Origin of the sequence: Campylobacter concisus, assembly GCF_902460705.1 — a bacterium.
GTDB classification, from domain to species: domain Bacteria; phylum Campylobacterota; class Campylobacteria; order Campylobacterales; family Campylobacteraceae; genus Campylobacter_A; species Campylobacter_A concisus_Z.
Map to the genome: position 1 here is coordinate 245140 of NZ_CABPUP010000001.1, position 15870 is coordinate 261009.

Annotated in this window: 20 protein-coding genes; 10 read left to right on the forward strand and 10 right to left on the reverse strand. The window is 36.1% G+C overall.

Annotated features, from left to right (window positions below):
• Nucleotides 1–5 precede the first annotated feature (5 nt).
• From F3G75_RS01210 to gmhB, 8 genes are all read right to left on the reverse strand, one after another.
• Nucleotides 6–398, reverse strand: a complete 393-nt coding sequence (locus F3G75_RS01210; protein ID WP_103628293.1) for a hypothetical protein — start codon at nucleotides 396–398, stop codon at nucleotides 6–8.
• Nucleotides 374–874 carry an LPP20 family lipoprotein gene (locus F3G75_RS01215; RefSeq protein WP_002939671.1) on the reverse strand — a complete coding sequence of 167 codons (501 nt, stop codon included), beginning with the start codon at nucleotides 872–874 and terminating at the stop codon, nucleotides 374–376. Before F3G75_RS01215 ends, F3G75_RS01210 begins: the two co-directional genes overlap by 25 nt.
• 44 nt (nucleotides 875–918) lie before the next feature.
• Nucleotides 919–3540, reverse strand: a complete 2622-nt coding sequence (gyrA, locus tag F3G75_RS01220; RefSeq protein ID WP_149716258.1) for a DNA gyrase subunit A — start codon at nucleotides 3538–3540, stop codon at nucleotides 919–921.
• A gap of 98 nt (nucleotides 3541–3638) precedes the next feature.
• Complete coding sequence (locus F3G75_RS01225; RefSeq protein WP_149716631.1) at nucleotides 3639–4034, reverse strand: SseB family protein; 396 nt, start codon at nucleotides 4032–4034, stop codon at nucleotides 3639–3641.
• Between the two features lies 1 nt (nucleotide 4035).
• Nucleotides 4036–4605: a D-sedoheptulose 7-phosphate isomerase gene (gene gmhA / locus F3G75_RS01230; protein ID WP_149716259.1), complete on the reverse strand. Its 570-nt coding sequence runs from the start codon at nucleotides 4603–4605 to the stop codon at nucleotides 4036–4038.
• Nucleotides 4580–5998, reverse strand: a complete 1419-nt coding sequence (rfaE1, locus tag F3G75_RS01235) for a D-glycero-beta-D-manno-heptose-7-phosphate kinase (RefSeq protein WP_149716260.1) — start codon at nucleotides 5996–5998, stop codon at nucleotides 4580–4582. The genes gmhA and rfaE1 overlap by 26 nt, the downstream gene beginning before the upstream one ends.
• Nucleotides 5991–6980, reverse strand: coding sequence for an ADP-glyceromanno-heptose 6-epimerase (gene rfaD, locus F3G75_RS01240; protein WP_149716261.1), 990 nt, complete (start codon nucleotides 6978–6980; stop codon nucleotides 5991–5993). Before rfaD ends, rfaE1 begins: the two co-directional genes overlap by 8 nt.
• Nucleotides 6977–7492, reverse strand: coding sequence for a D-glycero-beta-D-manno-heptose 1,7-bisphosphate 7-phosphatase (gmhB, locus tag F3G75_RS01245; RefSeq protein WP_149716262.1), 516 nt, complete (start codon nucleotides 7490–7492; stop codon nucleotides 6977–6979). Before gmhB ends, rfaD begins: the two co-directional genes overlap by 4 nt.
• 91 nt (nucleotides 7493–7583) lie before the next feature.
• Between gmhB and F3G75_RS01250 the strand changes: the two genes are divergently transcribed.
• The 4 genes from F3G75_RS01250 (at nucleotide 7584) to F3G75_RS01265 (ending at nucleotide 9163) form a co-directional block, all read left to right on the forward strand.
• Nucleotides 7584–7886 (forward strand): c-type cytochrome, encoded by a 303-nt coding sequence (locus F3G75_RS01250; protein ID WP_149716263.1) that lies wholly within the window; start codon nucleotides 7584–7586, stop codon nucleotides 7884–7886.
• 166 nt (nucleotides 7887–8052) lie between these two features.
• Complete coding sequence (locus tag F3G75_RS09560) at nucleotides 8053–8466, forward strand: tyrosine-type recombinase/integrase (RefSeq protein ID WP_410470367.1); 414 nt, start codon at nucleotides 8053–8055, stop codon at nucleotides 8464–8466.
• A 128-nt stretch (nucleotides 8467–8594) separates the two neighbouring features.
• Nucleotides 8595–8888 carry a type II toxin-antitoxin system RelE/ParE family toxin gene (locus F3G75_RS01260; RefSeq protein ID WP_149716265.1) on the forward strand — a complete coding sequence of 98 codons (294 nt, stop codon included), beginning with the start codon at nucleotides 8595–8597 and terminating at the stop codon, nucleotides 8886–8888.
• Nucleotides 8885–9163, forward strand: a complete 279-nt coding sequence (locus F3G75_RS01265; protein ID WP_054196527.1) for an addiction module antidote protein — start codon at nucleotides 8885–8887, stop codon at nucleotides 9161–9163. The genes F3G75_RS01260 and F3G75_RS01265 overlap by 4 nt, the downstream gene beginning before the upstream one ends.
• Nucleotides 9164–9169: 6 nt before the next feature.
• Here F3G75_RS01265 and F3G75_RS01270 read toward each other — a convergent pair whose 3' ends face one another.
• Together F3G75_RS01270 and F3G75_RS01275 are read right to left on the reverse strand one after the other, a co-directional pair.
• Nucleotides 9170–9952: a hypothetical protein gene (locus tag F3G75_RS01270; RefSeq protein WP_223154423.1), complete on the reverse strand. Its 783-nt coding sequence runs from the start codon at nucleotides 9950–9952 to the stop codon at nucleotides 9170–9172.
• Nucleotides 9953–9954: 2 nt separating this feature from the next.
• Nucleotides 9955–10173, reverse strand: coding sequence for a helix-turn-helix domain-containing protein (locus F3G75_RS01275; protein ID WP_054196526.1), 219 nt, complete (start codon nucleotides 10171–10173; stop codon nucleotides 9955–9957).
• Between the two features lie 255 nt (nucleotides 10174–10428).
• Here F3G75_RS01275 and F3G75_RS01280 point away from each other — a divergent pair, with 255 nt between their 5' ends.
• From F3G75_RS01280 to F3G75_RS01305, 6 genes are all read left to right on the forward strand, one after another.
• On the forward strand, nucleotides 10429–10806 hold the full coding sequence (locus F3G75_RS01280) for a hypothetical protein (RefSeq protein WP_107776181.1): 378 nt from the start codon (nucleotides 10429–10431) through the stop codon (nucleotides 10804–10806).
• A gap of 95 nt (nucleotides 10807–10901) precedes the next feature.
• The gene (locus F3G75_RS01285; protein ID WP_084108104.1) at nucleotides 10902–11123 is read left to right on the forward strand and encodes a hypothetical protein; all 222 of its coding nucleotides are present in this window, start codon (nucleotides 10902–10904) and stop codon (nucleotides 11121–11123) included.
• A gap of 523 nt (nucleotides 11124–11646) precedes the next feature.
• The gene (locus tag F3G75_RS01290; RefSeq protein WP_149716266.1) at nucleotides 11647–13050 is read left to right on the forward strand and encodes a hypothetical protein; all 1404 of its coding nucleotides are present in this window, start codon (nucleotides 11647–11649) and stop codon (nucleotides 13048–13050) included.
• 3 nt (nucleotides 13051–13053) lie between these two features.
• Nucleotides 13054–13470, forward strand: a complete 417-nt coding sequence (locus tag F3G75_RS01295) for a hypothetical protein (protein WP_180998551.1) — start codon at nucleotides 13054–13056, stop codon at nucleotides 13468–13470.
• A 2-nt stretch (nucleotides 13471–13472) separates the two neighbouring features.
• Entirely contained in the window at nucleotides 13473–14612 is a 1140-nt protein-coding gene (locus F3G75_RS01300; RefSeq protein ID WP_149716267.1) for a zonular occludens toxin domain-containing protein, read from the forward strand.
• The gene (locus F3G75_RS01305; protein ID WP_149716268.1) at nucleotides 14563–15705 is read left to right on the forward strand and encodes a type II secretion system protein GspD; all 1143 of its coding nucleotides are present in this window, start codon (nucleotides 14563–14565) and stop codon (nucleotides 15703–15705) included. The genes F3G75_RS01300 and F3G75_RS01305 overlap by 50 nt, the downstream gene beginning before the upstream one ends.
• Nucleotides 15706–15870: the final 165 nt, after the last annotated feature.

Genomic DNA, 15870 nt, shown 5'->3' on the forward strand with positions numbered 1-15870 from the left:
TCTTTTTATTGAAGTGTGCCGATGATAGCGGATTTTGGCTTAAATTCCACCATAAATCTAACTGGCAAAATTTTCAAATTTGAAGCGTTTGTGACCTGCGCATTTTTGACATTTAGCTCATTTTTTATCATCACTTTTTTTAAGGCAAAGCAGTCAAAAATCTCATCTTTGTGTAAATTTAAAAAGCCAAGAGTTGTGGTGTTTTCATCTTTAAAAGCATCTATCTGGCAAAGAAATTTTGGTTTTGGATTTGATGTTAAAGTCATCGCCTTTGAAAATGAAATTTCTTCAAAGGCAACTATTTGGTTTTTTGTATCGACCTTCGCCCAGAAGATAAATTCTTCCAAGCAAAAGGCAAAATTTAAAAGTATCGTTAGTAAGAAAAGACTTCTCGCCACTTATCTTCGTCTATCTTAAGCTCCATATTTACCTTATAAAGCCCATCTTTGAAATTTTCATTCACGATCCTTGCGTTTTTAACAAGACCTTGAACCTTTGAAGTGATAGATGAGTCGTTTAGCATTGCGTCTCTTACGGTGTCTTCAGCGTTGATCTTTACGCCATAAAGCTTGCCTGCAAGCTGTGAATAAGCATCAGCCATCGCTGCTCTTTTTGCAAGAGTGACCGACTGAGCGTATGAGAGCGAATTTAGCGGAGCTATGCCCTCGCCTGTGGCTCTAAAAGTGGTCTCTCTTGGAGCGCTATCATATATCATCTTCTCTTTTTTCATCACCTCTCTAAGATCGTCTTTATCGACCTTTTGGATGACTACGTTGCGGTTTGATGTGCTAGTTGGCTCGCCCATAAAGCCGTTAAATGAGCAGCCGCCAAAAATAGCAATCATCAAAGCAAAAGATAAAATTTTAACCTTCATAAACAACCTTTTTTATGCTTTTATTTAAAATTTAATAGCAAAATTTATTCCAAAAGCCCCATATCTTCGCTTGGTGCTTCATCCTCGTCCTCGCCATCATCTGCCTTAGGGCATCTTGCGATACTTACAACATCATCGCCATCGACATTTACGACGATCACGCCGCTTGTATTACGTCCTGCTTTGCGGATGCTTTGCATATCAACCCTGATCATCTTGCCACTTGATGTTAGAGCCATAAGGTCTTGCTCTTCATCAACCATCACAACGCCTACTAGATCGCCTGTTCTGCTTGTTAGCTTCATGCAGATGACGCCTTTGCCGCCGCGATTTGTCAAGCGGTACTCATCAGCGGTTGTTCGCTTGCCGATACCTTTTTGAGATATACTTAAAATTTCTTGGTCATTGCTTTCGATGACTGCAGCACCCACAACCTCGTCGCCTGGTTCTTTAAATTTAATGCCAGTTACGCCGCGTGCAGTTCTGCCCATTTGGCGAACTTTGCTGATCTTAAATTTAAGGCACATACCCTTTTTAGTAACGACAAATAGCATTGTCTCATCGCTTGAGTTTGCGTCCTCTTCAGCATTTACACTATCTTCATCGATCTCATTCTGAAGCTCTTCTACTTCAAGCACCTCTGTCTCAACGCTTAGCTCATTTTCTGGGTCAATTACTGGCATATCATCGTATGTTTGAGCGATGAGTGCAGTTACAAGCTCGTCGTTCTCATCGAGGCTTATTGCTCTTACGCCAACTGAGCGGATGTTTTTAAACTCACTTAAATTTGTGCGTTTTACGATGCCATTTTTAGTGAAGAATGCTAGCGATTTGCTCTCGTCAAAGTCAGTCGTTGGGATGATCGCTTTGATCTTCTCATCAGGCTGCAACTGGATCAAATTTACAACCGCTTTGCCCTTTGCCGTGCGACTTCCCTCTGGGATCTTATAGACTTTTAGCCAGTAGAGCTGTCCGCGGTCAGTCACAAACATAAGCGTATCGTGGGTATTTGAAGTAAAGAAGCTCTCTATAAAGTCATCATCGTATGTCGTGACCGCTACTTTGCCCTTGCCACCGCGTTTTTGCTTCTCATACTGCTTGCTTGGCACACGCTTGATGTAGCCGCGGTGAGTTATGGTTACGACCATATTTTCATTTGGTATGAGATCTTCGATGTCGATATCATCGTAGTCATCAACGATCTCAGTAACTCTTGGTACTTTAAATTTATTTTTGATCTCAAGAAGCTCTTCTTTGATCAAATTTTCAAGCAATGTCTCGCTCTTTAAAATTTCATCAAGTCTTGCGATCTCAGCCATAAGCTCGGCTAGTTCGGCCTCTAGTTTTTCTCTCTCTAGGCCTGTAAGCTTGCTTAGGCGCATATCAAGGATAGCGTTTGCTTGAAGCTCTGAGAGGTTAAATTTACTCATCAAGCCTTCTCTAGCAACCGATGTATCAGCACTATTTCTAATAAGCTCGATCACCTCGTCAATATTATCAAGTGCGATCTTTAGACCCTCTAAGATGTGGGCTCTTGCACGCGCTTTTTCGAGCTCAAATATCGTTCTTCTAATGATAACTGTTTTTCTGTGATTTAAAAATAGCTTAAGCAGCTCAATAAGGTTAAATACCTTTGGCTCTTTGTTATTAATAGCAAGCATAATAACGCCAAAAGTGCTCTCCATCGTGGTTGATTTAAATAGGTTGTTTAGCACGATGTCGCTCATAGCGTCGCGTTTTAGCTCAATAACTACACGGATGCCGTCCTTATCAGACTCATCTCTAACCTCGCTAATGCCCTCTATCTGCTTATCTTTTACAAGCTCGGCGATCTGCTCAATGAGCCTTGCTTTGTTTGTTTGATAAGGTAGCTCGTCGATTACTATGACATCTTTGTTTGGCTTTTTTTCTATGTGAGTTTTGGCTCTTAGTTTGACTCTGCCACGACCTGTGCGGTAGGCTTCTATGATGCCTTTTTTACCAAAGATGATGCCGCCAGTTGGAAAGTCTGGACCTTTTATAAATTCCATCACCTCTTCAAGTGTCGCCTCTTTGTTTTCAAGAAGGAGTAAAAGACCATCTATAAGCTCATCAAGACTGTGTGGTGGGATATTTGTCGCCATACCAACCGCGATACCGCTTGAGCCGTTTAGCAATAAATTTGGCACACGGCTTGGAAGTACATCTGGCTCGACCTCTCTATCGTCGTAGTTTGGTACAAAATCAACCGTGTCTTTGTCGATATCTTTTAAAAGCTCTTCAGTAAGCATTGTCATTCTAGCTTCGGTATAACGCATCGCAGCTGCGCTGTCGCCGTCAATTGAGCCAAAGTTTCCTTGTCCGTCAACGACTGGATAACGCATAGAAAATTTCTGAGCCATACGAACAAGTGCGTCATAAACCGCTGTGTCGCCGTGTGGGTGATACTTACCGATTACTTCACCGACGATACGAGCTGACTTCATATAGGCACTTCTGCTACCAACGCCAAGATTGTCCATAGCGTATAAAATTCTTCTATGTACTGGCTTTAATCCGTCTCTAGCGTCAGGCAAAGCACGTCCGACGATAACGCTCATGGAGTAGTCAAGATAGCTAGTTTTTATAGACTCTTCGATATCAACAGATGCGATATCTTGGGTTAATTCAAGTAGATTGTCTTTCATTTTTTTCCTTAAATTTAGCTTGGCTGATTTTAGCTTAAAATTAATAAAAACTTGCTAAATAGCAAATCAGCGACTTTGGCAATAGTGCGATAAAAATTTTAATCTAAAATTTTTACTATCTGCTCTTTTTTAAGAATAAAATCATAGCTAAAAGCATCCACCACAACGCCAGCATAACTGCTCTCTTTTAGCATCGCAAGATACTCTTTTAGTCCTATCTCAATGCTTTCTTGCTCGCTGTCGTTTCGCCAAAGCTTCATCGCCTCTTTGCTAGTAAATGCTGGAAAATAGCTAAGCTTCTCGCCCTCATCTTCAAGCAGGATAAATTTGATATTTGAGCCCTCTTCTTCATAAACCACACCACCATCAGGCTTTGCAAGTGCTTGGTTTAAAAGCACTGGAGCGAAAAAGCTAGCCTTTTTTAAAGCCGCTATCAAATTTATCTCATTTTGCTGGCTAGGATCACTTAAAAATTTATCCATCGCTTCTTGCATCTTAACTCCTAAAAGCCTCATCTACGGCCTGGCAAATTGTGTGTATGAAAAATATGTGCGACTCTTGTATCCTTGCAGTATCGCTTGAGCTAACGACTAAATTTAGATCACAATCCTCATTCATAGCGCCGCCCCCTTTGCCACTAAGTCCAAGCACTGATGCGCCCATTTTCTTGGCACTTTTTATAGCTTCAAGGACGTTTTTGCTGTTGCCGCTTGTTGAGATCGCCACAAGCAAGTCACCAGGACGAGCCAAGGCCTCAAACTGACGTGAGAAAACATAGTCAAAGCCGTAGTCATTGCCAATGGCCGTAAGAGCCGAAGTATCAGTGGTTAGCGCGATGCCTGGTAGTGGCTGGCGCTCACTTTTATATCTGCCAGTTAACTCAGCTGCAAAGTGCTGCGCGTCCGCCGCAGAGCCGCCGTTACCACATATCAGCACCTTTTTACCATTTTTTAGCGTATCAGCTACCATCTGGCAAGCGCGCTCCAAGCTACCCAGCAAATTTACATGCTCGCTAAAGGTCTTTTGGTGAGCCTCGAGCTCATTTTTTATCATTGTTTTTAGCATCTTTTATCCTTTTTATTATCCCTGTTGTGCTTTTGCCCTCGACAAAGTCAATTAGCCTGACCTCTTTTACGATATCGCTACCAATGACCTCTTTATCTTTATAGTCAGCCCCTTTTACAAGCACATCAGGCTTTATCTGTGTTATCAAATTTAAAGGCGTATCCTCATCAAAAATCACGACATAATCAACAAATCCAAGCCCACTTAGCACGCAGGCTCTATCATCTTGCGAGTTTATAGGTCTTGTCTCGCCTTTTAGCCTCTTAACTGAAGCATCAGAATTTAGTCCAACGACCAAAAGATCGCCAAGTTCTCTTGCGCGCGCTAGGTATTTTACGTGCCCAGCGTGCAGGATATCAAAGCAGCCATTTGTGAAAACGACCTTTTTCTTACCCTTTTGGCTCAAAATTTCCTCTAGCTCCTCGACACTTTTAAGCTTATGCTCGAAATTTGCCCCAAATGAGCTATTTAGCAGCTGCTCGATCTCGCTAAAGCTAGCCGTTGCGCTGCCTATCTTTGCTACGACAACGGCTGCTGCGAGGTTTGCTATCTTTATCGCCTCTTTTATATCAGCCCCATTTGCTAGCATGTAGCCAAGTGTGGCAAGCACCGTATCTCCAGCGCCAGTGACGTCAAAGACCTCTTTTGCCTTGGCCGCAAAGATGTGCAATCTGTCATCATATAGCGCGATGCCCTCTTCTGAGATCGTAATGATCGAATAGGTCAAATTTAGCTTGTCTTTTAGCTGTTTTATCGCCTTTTCAAGCTCAGCTTTGTCTTTTATCTTTAAATTTGTAGCCTCGCTCGCCTCTTTTTTATTTGGCGTTAGAAGGGTCGCGTTTTTATACTTTGAGTAGTCACTGCCTTTTGGATCGATAAGAACTGGTATTTTTAGCCTCACGCACTCGTTTATGATTTCTTGGCAGACCTTCTCACTAAGCACGCCCTTGCCGTAGTCACTTAGCAAGACGGCCTTGAAATTTGCAAGGTTTTCTTTGACTTTTAAGACGAGTTTATCTTCTAAATTTATCTTTACAACGCTCTCTTTATCGATCCTGACAACTTGCTGGTGCGATGCCATGATACGGCTTTTAATCGAGCTTTCGCGTCCTTTTTCGGTGAGTATGAGCTCATCTTTTACGTTTAGCTCAGCAAGCTTTTCTTTTATCTTTTTGCCAGCCTCATCATCTCCTAAGACGCTAGCCACGCTCACATTTGCGCCAAGCGAGAGCAAATTTCTCACAACATTGCCAGCGCCACCAAGCGTGTAGGTTTCGTTATTTATCTTTACAACCTGCACCGGCGCTTCAGGCGAGATACGGTCGCAGCTACCCCAGATATAGTGGTCCAACATAAGATCACCGACGACTAAAATTTTAACTCTCTTAGCCATTTATCTCTTCCTTGTAAATTCTCTTTATTTCTGGCAAGTAGTCTTTTATCGCTTCTTCCAAGCTCCAAGTCGCACTAAAGCCAAATGCCTCGCGAGCTGGGGCTACGTCGGCCTCGGTGTGAAACTGATATGAGCCAATAAATGGATTTTTGATATATTCGTTGCCTAAATTTACGCCGATCTCTCGCTGCAAGATGTCAGCGATATCTTGAAAGCTTCTAGCCTTGCCAGTAGCTGCGTTATAGACGCCACTTGGCGCGTCAAGTGCTTTTATGTTTGCGTCAATGATATCTTTTATATAGACGAAATCTCTCTTGATCTGGTCGCTGCCCTCAAAGAGCCTTGGGGTCTTGCCAGCTAAAATTTGCAGGCCAAACTGAAGCACCATCGAGGCGGTTTTGTTTTTGAAAAACTCGCCCTTGCCAAAGACGTTAAAATACCTCAGCCCAACCACGCTCACGCCACGCTTTGCATAAATTTTATTGATATTATCCATGCTTAGTTTGCTAAAGCCATAGACATTATTTGGTGCTTCGCACTCGCCAACGGTTTGTGGGCTCTTTGCGTTACCATAAGTGGCGCCTGAACTTGCATAGATCATCTTTGCGCCCAAACTCTCGCAGATGTCAAGCAAATTTACAAAAGCGTTTACATTTGTTTTTATTAGCTCGTCTTGCTCTTTTACGGTCGTATCTGAGATCGCTGCCTCGTGGTAGATAACATCTGGGCGAAAGCTCTTTATCTTTTCAAGCGTGCTAGGATCGTTGATGTCGCCAGCGTAAATTTCACCCTTAAAACCAAGTAAATTTTTAAAATGACCAAAGCTTTTTAGGTTGCCGTTGCTAAATTTCTCATCGTTTCTAAATTTATCCACAACAAGCACGTGAACGTCTTTGTAATTTTCATCAAAATAATGCGCCAAAGCTGAGCCGATAAAGCCAGCGCCGCCAGTTATAACTATCTTTTTTCCATTTAAATTCATAGTGATTTTTCCTTTTTTAGCTTATTTAAAACATCTCTTACATCTTTAAAATTTATGCCATCAAGCAAGAAATTTCTACCAATACCTGCTCTTTTGCCAGCCTCGACGTCGCTTGGCTTATCGCCTATCATGAGCGAGTTTCCAAGGTCTATGTCAAACTCTTTGCAGGCATCAAATATCATTTTTGGATTTGGTTTTCTGCAAGCGCAATCCGCCTCTGGAGCGTGCGGACAAAAGTAGACTTTGGTGATAAAAATTTGCTCTTTTTTAAAAATTTCAAGCATAAATTTATTTAGAGCGTCAAACTGCTCTTGCGTGTAGTAGCCCCTGCCGATACCTGATTGGTTTGTCACAACAAAGAGCTTATAGCCAGCATCGCTAAATTCTCTCAATGCGTCAAAAATGCCATTGATAAATTTAAAATCTTTTATCTCGTAAACATATCCAGCATCTTCGTTTATTACGCCGTCTCTATCCAGAAAAAGTGCTTTAATAGGCTCATTTTTATTCATTTGATGATTATAGCCAAAATATTTTAACTAGCTTCTTGCGAATTTACCTTTTTGTACTATAATGCATAAACTTTTTTACAAAGGATGAAAAATGAAAAAATTACTAATTGTTTCTAGCGTTGCGGCTCTACTTTCAACTGCTGCCTTTGCTGCAGATGGTGCTGCTATCTACAAAAAATGCATCGCCTGTCATGGTGCAAAAGCTGAAAAAATGTTTAATAATAAAGTTCCAGCTTTAACATCTCTTGATGCAGCAGCTATCGAAGAGGCACTAAAGGGTTATAAAACAGGAGCAAATAAATTTGGTCTTGGCGCTATGATGAAACCAATCGCTGCTCCAATGAGTGACGAAGATGCAAAAGCAGTAGCTGAATACATCCAAACTTTAAAATAATAATTAGGGGCATTCGCCCCTCCTGTATTTTTAAATTTATACTAATAATCCATAAAACATATAGTAGATGGGAATTTCTCTTTTTATATTTAAAAGTTATGAAACCTATTTTTACTAAATCTTCCTTTTTACATATTAAAACAAAACTATTCTAGTCTTCAAAGCCATAAAACAACGCTTAGAGATAGCTAAGAGCGTAAGTAAAATAGAGGCTCGTAAACTCTTTACTGAAACAAAAGACGACCAAGTGCTTCGTATGGCTTACTACTGGGTATCTCAAGGGGCTTATGATAACTGCAAAGACCCACCCTTAAACAAGTGCCCTATAACTCATCTAAACCACGATACAGCAAATCGTATGTGGTGGGCTGCAAGAAACCATCTAGGATATAAGGGAGAAAACAACACTCACGGACTATACGTATTACGCCATACAGTGGCTTCTAGGTTAGTGAGTTTGAAGGGATTTAATGCTCATAAATTGATGGCTTTTATGGGTCATACAGATATTAAAAGTAGCTTACACTACGTTCATCTCAATGTTGATGATATACGCGATGGCACAGGAGTTGGCGTTTAGTTTTTAGATGATAAAGATATGAGGCATTTGGTTGCGGAGGACGGATTTGAACCGCCGACCTTCGGGTTATGAGCGTTAGGGTCTTTTTATAAGTAGCCATTAAGCTACATTTTTTTAAAATCTATTTTATGAAAATATTAAAAAGTACTACGTTTGATAAATGGTTAAATAAATTAAATAATCCGGTTGTTAAAATTTCTATTTTAAGAAGATTGGATCAAATAGAAACTAAAGATCATTTAGGAGATTATAAATTTATTGATACCGATTTATATGAGCTTAGGTTTTTTAATCGTGGTGGAATAAGAATATTTTTTACTTTTAATGGCGATGAAATAATTATATTGTTAAATGCTGGTGATAAAGATAGCCAAAGCGATGATATTAAAAAAGCAAAAGAGATTTTAAAGGATTATAGATGAAAGAAGAATTTACAAAATTTAATTTAGAAGACTATTTAACAACCGATGAATTAAGAAAAGAGTATTTAAATCAGGTTTTGTCTGATGGCGATATCGAAGAATTTAAAAGGGCTTTGTTTTATATAGCAAAATCAAAAGGTATTGAGAAAGTTGCAAAAAAAGCAAATTTGAATAGGGAAAGCTTTTATAAAATGTTTAAAGAAAATTCAAAACCTAGATTTGAAAGTATATTTAAGGTTGTTAATGCTCTTGATATTAAGCTTGTTTATGCTTAATATATCTTAATCAAGGTTTAATTTAATCCCAAATTTTAAAAGCTCTTTTGGTAAAAAGTCATCTATATTGTTTATTATTTCATTATCTATTTCTATTAAATTTAAACCATATTTTTTATAAAGGTGTTTCTTCTTTTCCTTTCTCGCTAAATATTTTTCATCTTCTTCGTATCCCCAAAATTCTATATAAATTTTTCCTTTTGGTATATAAAAATCGCAATACATATCTTCTTCTATTGGAACTCTTTTTTCATAAGCGTGTGCTATACACTCTCCAAATAACCAGTTTGATATAATTACTTCAGCCCTGCTTCTTACATAGTGTCCATCATTAGTTCTATACTCTGCCTTAAATTTATCTCTAAAATTTTCTTGCTTTTCTTCTTTCTGTTCTTTTTCTTCTTTTTGTTCTTTTTTTATTTCGTTTATAAAGATATCATCTTTTAGTATTTCTTCTGTCCATCTAATATTTGCTTTTCCCATATAAAAATTTTGCTCTCCACCTTTACTTTTTCCAAGTTGTGTTACTGTATATCCATTACTACATTTTTCGGCATAACCTATATTTACAAAAGCTTCGTTTATCTCTTTTGAATTTTTATTAAATGCTTCTGCTATTTGTTTTGCTGTTATAATTTGCATAAAATTCCTTTTTTTAAAATTTGTTTTTCTTACTTGTTTTTCTATAAAATTTATTATTAATTTTATTAAAAATATAAATAATAAAATAGGCATTACAGATATAAAAATTTTTATGAGTGGAATAATTAGATTTAAATTTTGTTCCAACATTATTCCTCTGATTTATTTATCTTAGTATTTATTTTTCCATTGTTTGCTTTTTCTCTTATTTTTTCTAATCTTTCTAGAAATTTTTTGGTTTCTAAAATTTGTTCATCTAGTGCTAAACCTTGATTTATTAATCGTATTAATTCTGGCTTTTCTTTTTCCCAATTTGTGAGTGTATTTCTAGTAATATTTAATTTGTCTGCTAATTCTTGTCTAGTCATTTTTCATACTTTTTGACAAATTATTTTGCATTTTATTAATTTTTAAGGGTTTTTTATTTAACATTTCATTATCCAAATGCACAATTATTGTGCATAATTTTTTGATTTTTGTTCGCAACAAAATTATATCAAAAATTGCATAGGTTTTGCCCTGAATATGGCATTAAACTATTTTAGCCCCGTTTGGACGAAACACCTTTTCGGGGCTATGTTAAATGGTGTTTCAAAAAAATAAATTAAAAAAAGGTGTTAAAAATGCAAATCGTTAAATCTGAATATGATTTAAAGTATGTTCTTAGGGGTGGTCTTGTTAGAAGTTCGGCTTCTGGTAAGTTTGAAGGTAATGATTACTCTTCTTCTGTTCGTATTTCTTCATCAAATATCTATGACGTTGTTAATGAAAAGACTGGCTTTACCGATGAAGTAGAGCAAAAAGTAGTTTTTAAAATAATCTGCCCAGATAACAATACCGCTGGACTTGTAGCGGCTGCAATAAAAGAAAAATTTAAAAAAGGCGAAGAGATACCGGTTGAAGGTGGCTTCCCTAATGATCAAAGAATAATTACGATCGCTAATCCGGTCGAATACTTCCTATACGACACAAAGCCTGCAAAAAAACCTGAAAATAAATAAATAAAGGGGTCTATCCCCTTTAACTACTTATTTAAGTCCGTGTTTCCTTAGATAAGTAGTTAAAGGCTACTAAATTTAAACAAAAAGGGTTAGAGATGAAAAAATTTCTTTCTTCTACTAAAGCTAAGGTTCTAGGTGGTGTTGCTGCTGTTGGCGCAATGTCAAGTAATGCTCTTGCAGCTGGTATAACAATGGGTGCAGATGGCACAGTAACTGGCGATCTTAATATTACTCCATTTATGGGCGTAGCTGGTGCGGTTATTGTTGTTTTGGCTGCAATTTTTGCTGTTAAAAAAGGTCTTTCTCTTTTAAAATAGCTTGTTCCCCCTTTATTGGGGGCTAATTTTTAAAAAGGTTAAAAGTGTATTTTGATTTTATAGACGTTACTAAATTAGGATTTTTTCTAAATTCTTTCTTTGCTATTGTAATTGTCTTTTTTGCTTGTGTTACTGCCATTACTTCTGCTTTTAGTCTTTTTAAAAATTAGCACATAAATTTTAAAGCTTAAAGCAGAGTGCAAAGCAAAGCTTTAAGCCGACAAACGAAGTGCGTCAGTAATTTTTTGGGGTTTAAATTTATGGATAAAGTCTTTCTTAACTTAACAATAGAGCAATATAACTTCTTGATGTCTATGACTGGGACTTTATGCGGTTTCTTGCTTTGCTTGTTTATTTTCATAATTCTCTCGAGAATTTAAAAAAGGTGTTTAAAATGTTTGATGTTATTGGTATTCCGGCTTTTGATTACTTCTTTTCTATCTTTATATGGTTTATGGTCTTATCTTTACCCATTTGTGCTGCTTTAACTCTTTTAACAAAAAGATTTTTTTAAGGCTTTGTGATGAAATTTCTAGCTAGATATTTCATTTTCTTATCTCTTTTATGTTCTCTTGCTTTTTCTAAAAATTGCGCTGGTGATGGCTTATGTTTGGCTGTGCTTGATCGTAACTTGGATAGTTCTTTTAAGCCTATTGATGCCAAATTTTTAAAAGGAAATCATTTTGGTTTTAGGTCGCCTGAATATGGTTATTACTTTATCTATTCTTTTATAATTTTTCAAGAAGCTTATTATTTTGCTGGCTCACATAAGCCTGGTTTTTATAAGGGGTTTGGTAATGATTACTCCTATATACATAGCACTCCAAAAACTGGTCGCTTTGGTCAACGTGGTGGCGTTGGTGATTATGAGTATTATGTTGTTTCTGATTATTCAAAAGACCCAGTTTTTACTTATTATGATTTTATACTTTTTAATTCAAAGCAAATAGCTAGATGTTCTTTAAATCAAGAATTTAACACCGATACTATGCAATGTGTTGATGCTTGTCCGGCTGGTCAATTATGGAATGTTGAAACTAATGCTTGTGTTGTTGATTGTACCGATGAAGATAATCATAAATTTTTTACTTCTGATTATACTTGTATAGATTGTTCTAGTGCTTTAACAATAGATGATATTGCAAGGTGTTATTGTTCTGGTCTTGGCTCTTCTTATAATCCTGGTTATGCTTGGGATCCTGAAAAACCTAATATTGTTAATGCTCATTGCAAAGATGAAAGATTGATTACTTTCAAATTTGACAAAAGTAAAGAAAATCTAAACAAAGATAAAGACAAAGATAAAGACAAAGATAAAGAAAATCCGAATAAAGACAAAGACAAAGACAATAACAGTTCTACACCTGGTAATGGAAACAATAGCGGTTCTAGCGGTGGCAATAATAACGGCTCTGGTGGCAATAATGGCGGCACTGGTGGCGGTTCATCTGGTGGTACTGGCGGCACTGGTGGCGGTTCATCTGGTGGTACTGGCGGCGGATCGAGTGGCGGCTCAGGTAGCGGCTCAGGTGGCGGACAAGGAAACGGCAATTCTGAAAACGCTACACCTGGCAATATAGATTATGGCGAGCTTGAAGAAAGAACCGCTGATCTCGCAAATACGTATAAGGAAAATATTAATAATCTTTTTGAGCCTATTGATGGTATTAAAAAAAGCTTAAATGATACTATCTCAAAAATCAAAGATGGCAATTTAATGAGCTTAAAAAAAGGCGGTATTCCTAACACTTGCCCTTTAAGTTTTGATATAGATATGGTTTTTTTCAGTAAAAAAGTTGTCTTTGATTTTTGTAGTATTCTTTCGCCGATTGCTTCTTCTCTTTATGTCTTTTTCTTTGTAGCTTTCTTTTTGTTGTTTTTATTTTTAATAGCCAAGCTATTTATTTTTACTTTTATGGGGTGGTAAGATATGCAAGCAATTATAGCTACTATTGTTTTATTCTTTCGCTTTTTTAAATGGGAAAATGCTATTAATTTTGTTTTTAAAGCAGTTACATTTTCTAAAATGGTTGTTATTAACGTAATTTTAGGTGCTCTTGTTTTATCTTATGCCGCTGCTGTTATTTATATTATTAATTTCATCTATTCTAAATTTAACTATATTATTGATTATGTTAATAATCTTTCAGTAGGCAATGAAAAGATCGTTACGACTGCCTTTTCTATTTTAAAATCTCTTGGTGCTTGGAATGCCTTTTGTGATGTCTTTTCTATATTTTCGCCTATTTTTCTTTCTTTCTTTGTAATTTATGCGACAAAAATTGGCATTACTGTTTTTAGATTTGTTCGTGAAACTCTTGTTACATTTATTTTGGCAAAGCTTTAAAAATGATTACTTATTTAGTTGGCAACCCTGGAAGTGGTAAAACATATTACGCAGTATATATGATTTACCAGACCTTTTTATTTGAGCCAAAGAAAACATTTTTATCTAAATTTGTTAAGCCTAAAGAAAAGCCTAGTTATTTATTTTGCTACACAAATATAAATGAGTTTAAATTTGAATTATCAGATAAATTTAAAAAGTTCGATTTTGATGAGTTTTATCTAGGCTTAAGAAATTTATATGCTTTATATAAGACTGGTGCGACTGATAACGAAGTTAATGAGAAAGCCAAAGAGTTAAATTTATATGGTTGTGTGTTTTTCCTTGATGAGTGTCATAACTTCTTCAAAGATAAAAAAGACGAAATTTTAGTTTGGTGGCTTACATATCATCGCCATTTATACCAGGATATCTATTTAATTACCCAAGATTTAACCCTAGTAAATAATGAATATAAACGTATAGCAGAGAAATTTTATAGGGCTGTTGATAGCGCAAAAAGATTATTTTCAAAGAAATTTCGTTATGAAGTTTTTGCATCTTATAGGCTTTATAAAAAAGATAGATTAGAGATTATTAATATTCCATATCTTGAAGAAGTATTTAATTTATACCACTCTGGACAAAGTTCAAATAAAAAATCATTTGTAAGATTTTATTTTTTACTAGCTATTGTTGTATTTATTTTTCTTTTAATTTATTTTTATTTTGTTGTTATGTCTATTTTTAAGCCTGACACTCCAGCTGAAAACAATTTATCAAACCAAGATAAAACTTCTTTTCCAAATTCTCAAAAAAATAGTATTTCAGATTTTCCAGATATATTCAAAGACACTTCTAAACAAAAAAATAAAACCAGCTCCGATATTCCAGAAATTTATATTTATAACATTACTTGCGTTAATTCATCTTGCCATTTTGACGAAGATTATCATCTATATCCATTATCATTACTTAGTTACATATCTTCAATGTATACGCCATTATATTTCTATTATGAGCCAAAATCTCACGAGCTTGTCAAATATTACTATGTATTTGACAAGCCAGTTTTCCAAAATTTAATTTCAAAAAATAACAAAGGTGTTTCCGATGAAAAGTTTAATCAAGTTCCTAATTCTTCCACTTCTGTTTTTAAATAGTTTGTTTGCTGCTGAAATTTATACCGATCTTTTAGATTTCGCACGTCTTACCAGTAAAGCTAATAATATAGCCATTGTAACCGATGAAAGCATACACCAGGGCGAATATTATTTTATCTATGAAGATGAAGTTAAGATCACGATTGCAATGTTTAGAAAGATGCTTGAAGCAAAGAATTTATATCTTTACAAAAAGGACAATTTTTATTATGTAAGCTCTCAAAAATTGCCTGATTATGATCTTAGGCGTATCGATCTAAAGAATTATGTTTACGATGATGTAAATAAAATTCTTGGCCAGTTTGATTTAAATGCTACTTACTCAACGTCTTCTAATTCAGTTTTCTTTAGGGCTGATGACTATATATTTGATCAAATTAAAGAAGCCATTTCGAAAATTGATAAGAGCCTGGAGCAAGTAACTTTTAAGCTAACTATCACTGAAACAAATTTAAAAGACATTAAAGATTTAGGCACAAATTTAAAAGGCTTACTTAAGCCACTTAATCACGGCGATTTAGCTTATTATATTAATCTGATTACTTCCCCTTATATTTCTAATTCAAATATTATTAAAAACGATGATCGTGCCTTTTTTGGCATATTAAATTTTCTTGATACGAATGGCATTACAAAAATTATCTCTTCGCCAGTATTGACGGCAAAAAATCACACCGAAGTTTATTTTAGTTCCGTTCAGAATATCCCTTATCTTGTTTCAAAAACTGATATATCAAACGCAAATTATCAAAAAACCGATAGCTATGAATATAAAGACATTGGTCTAAAGATAAATTTAAAACCTATCATTTTATCTGATCATATTGATTTTGACTTACATCTAATTCTTGAAGATATCTTGTCGCAAAGTTCATCATTAACGCCCATTGTTTCAAAAAAAGAGCTTAAAAGCTCATATTCTTTAAAGCGTGGCGACGTTCTTGTGCTTAGTGGTATCAATAAGACAACCACTTCTAAGCTAAGAAATGGCGTTCCTATCCTTAAAGATATATGGCTTTTGAAGTATCTTTTTTCAGTCGAGCAAGACAGCGAGATAAATTCTGTTCTAACGCTCACAATCCAAATTATTTAATTGTTTTAGGGGTGTAGGGGATTTCCCCTACAAAAGGCGAGTATTAAAGCCTATTGGCACGTTTTGCCTAATCGAGCCGTGCAGCTAATATGCTTTTTGGGTTTAAAACACCCTTTCCGCCTATATGTGTTTTGGCGTAGCCAAAAAAGGCTGCCTTTGGGCGGA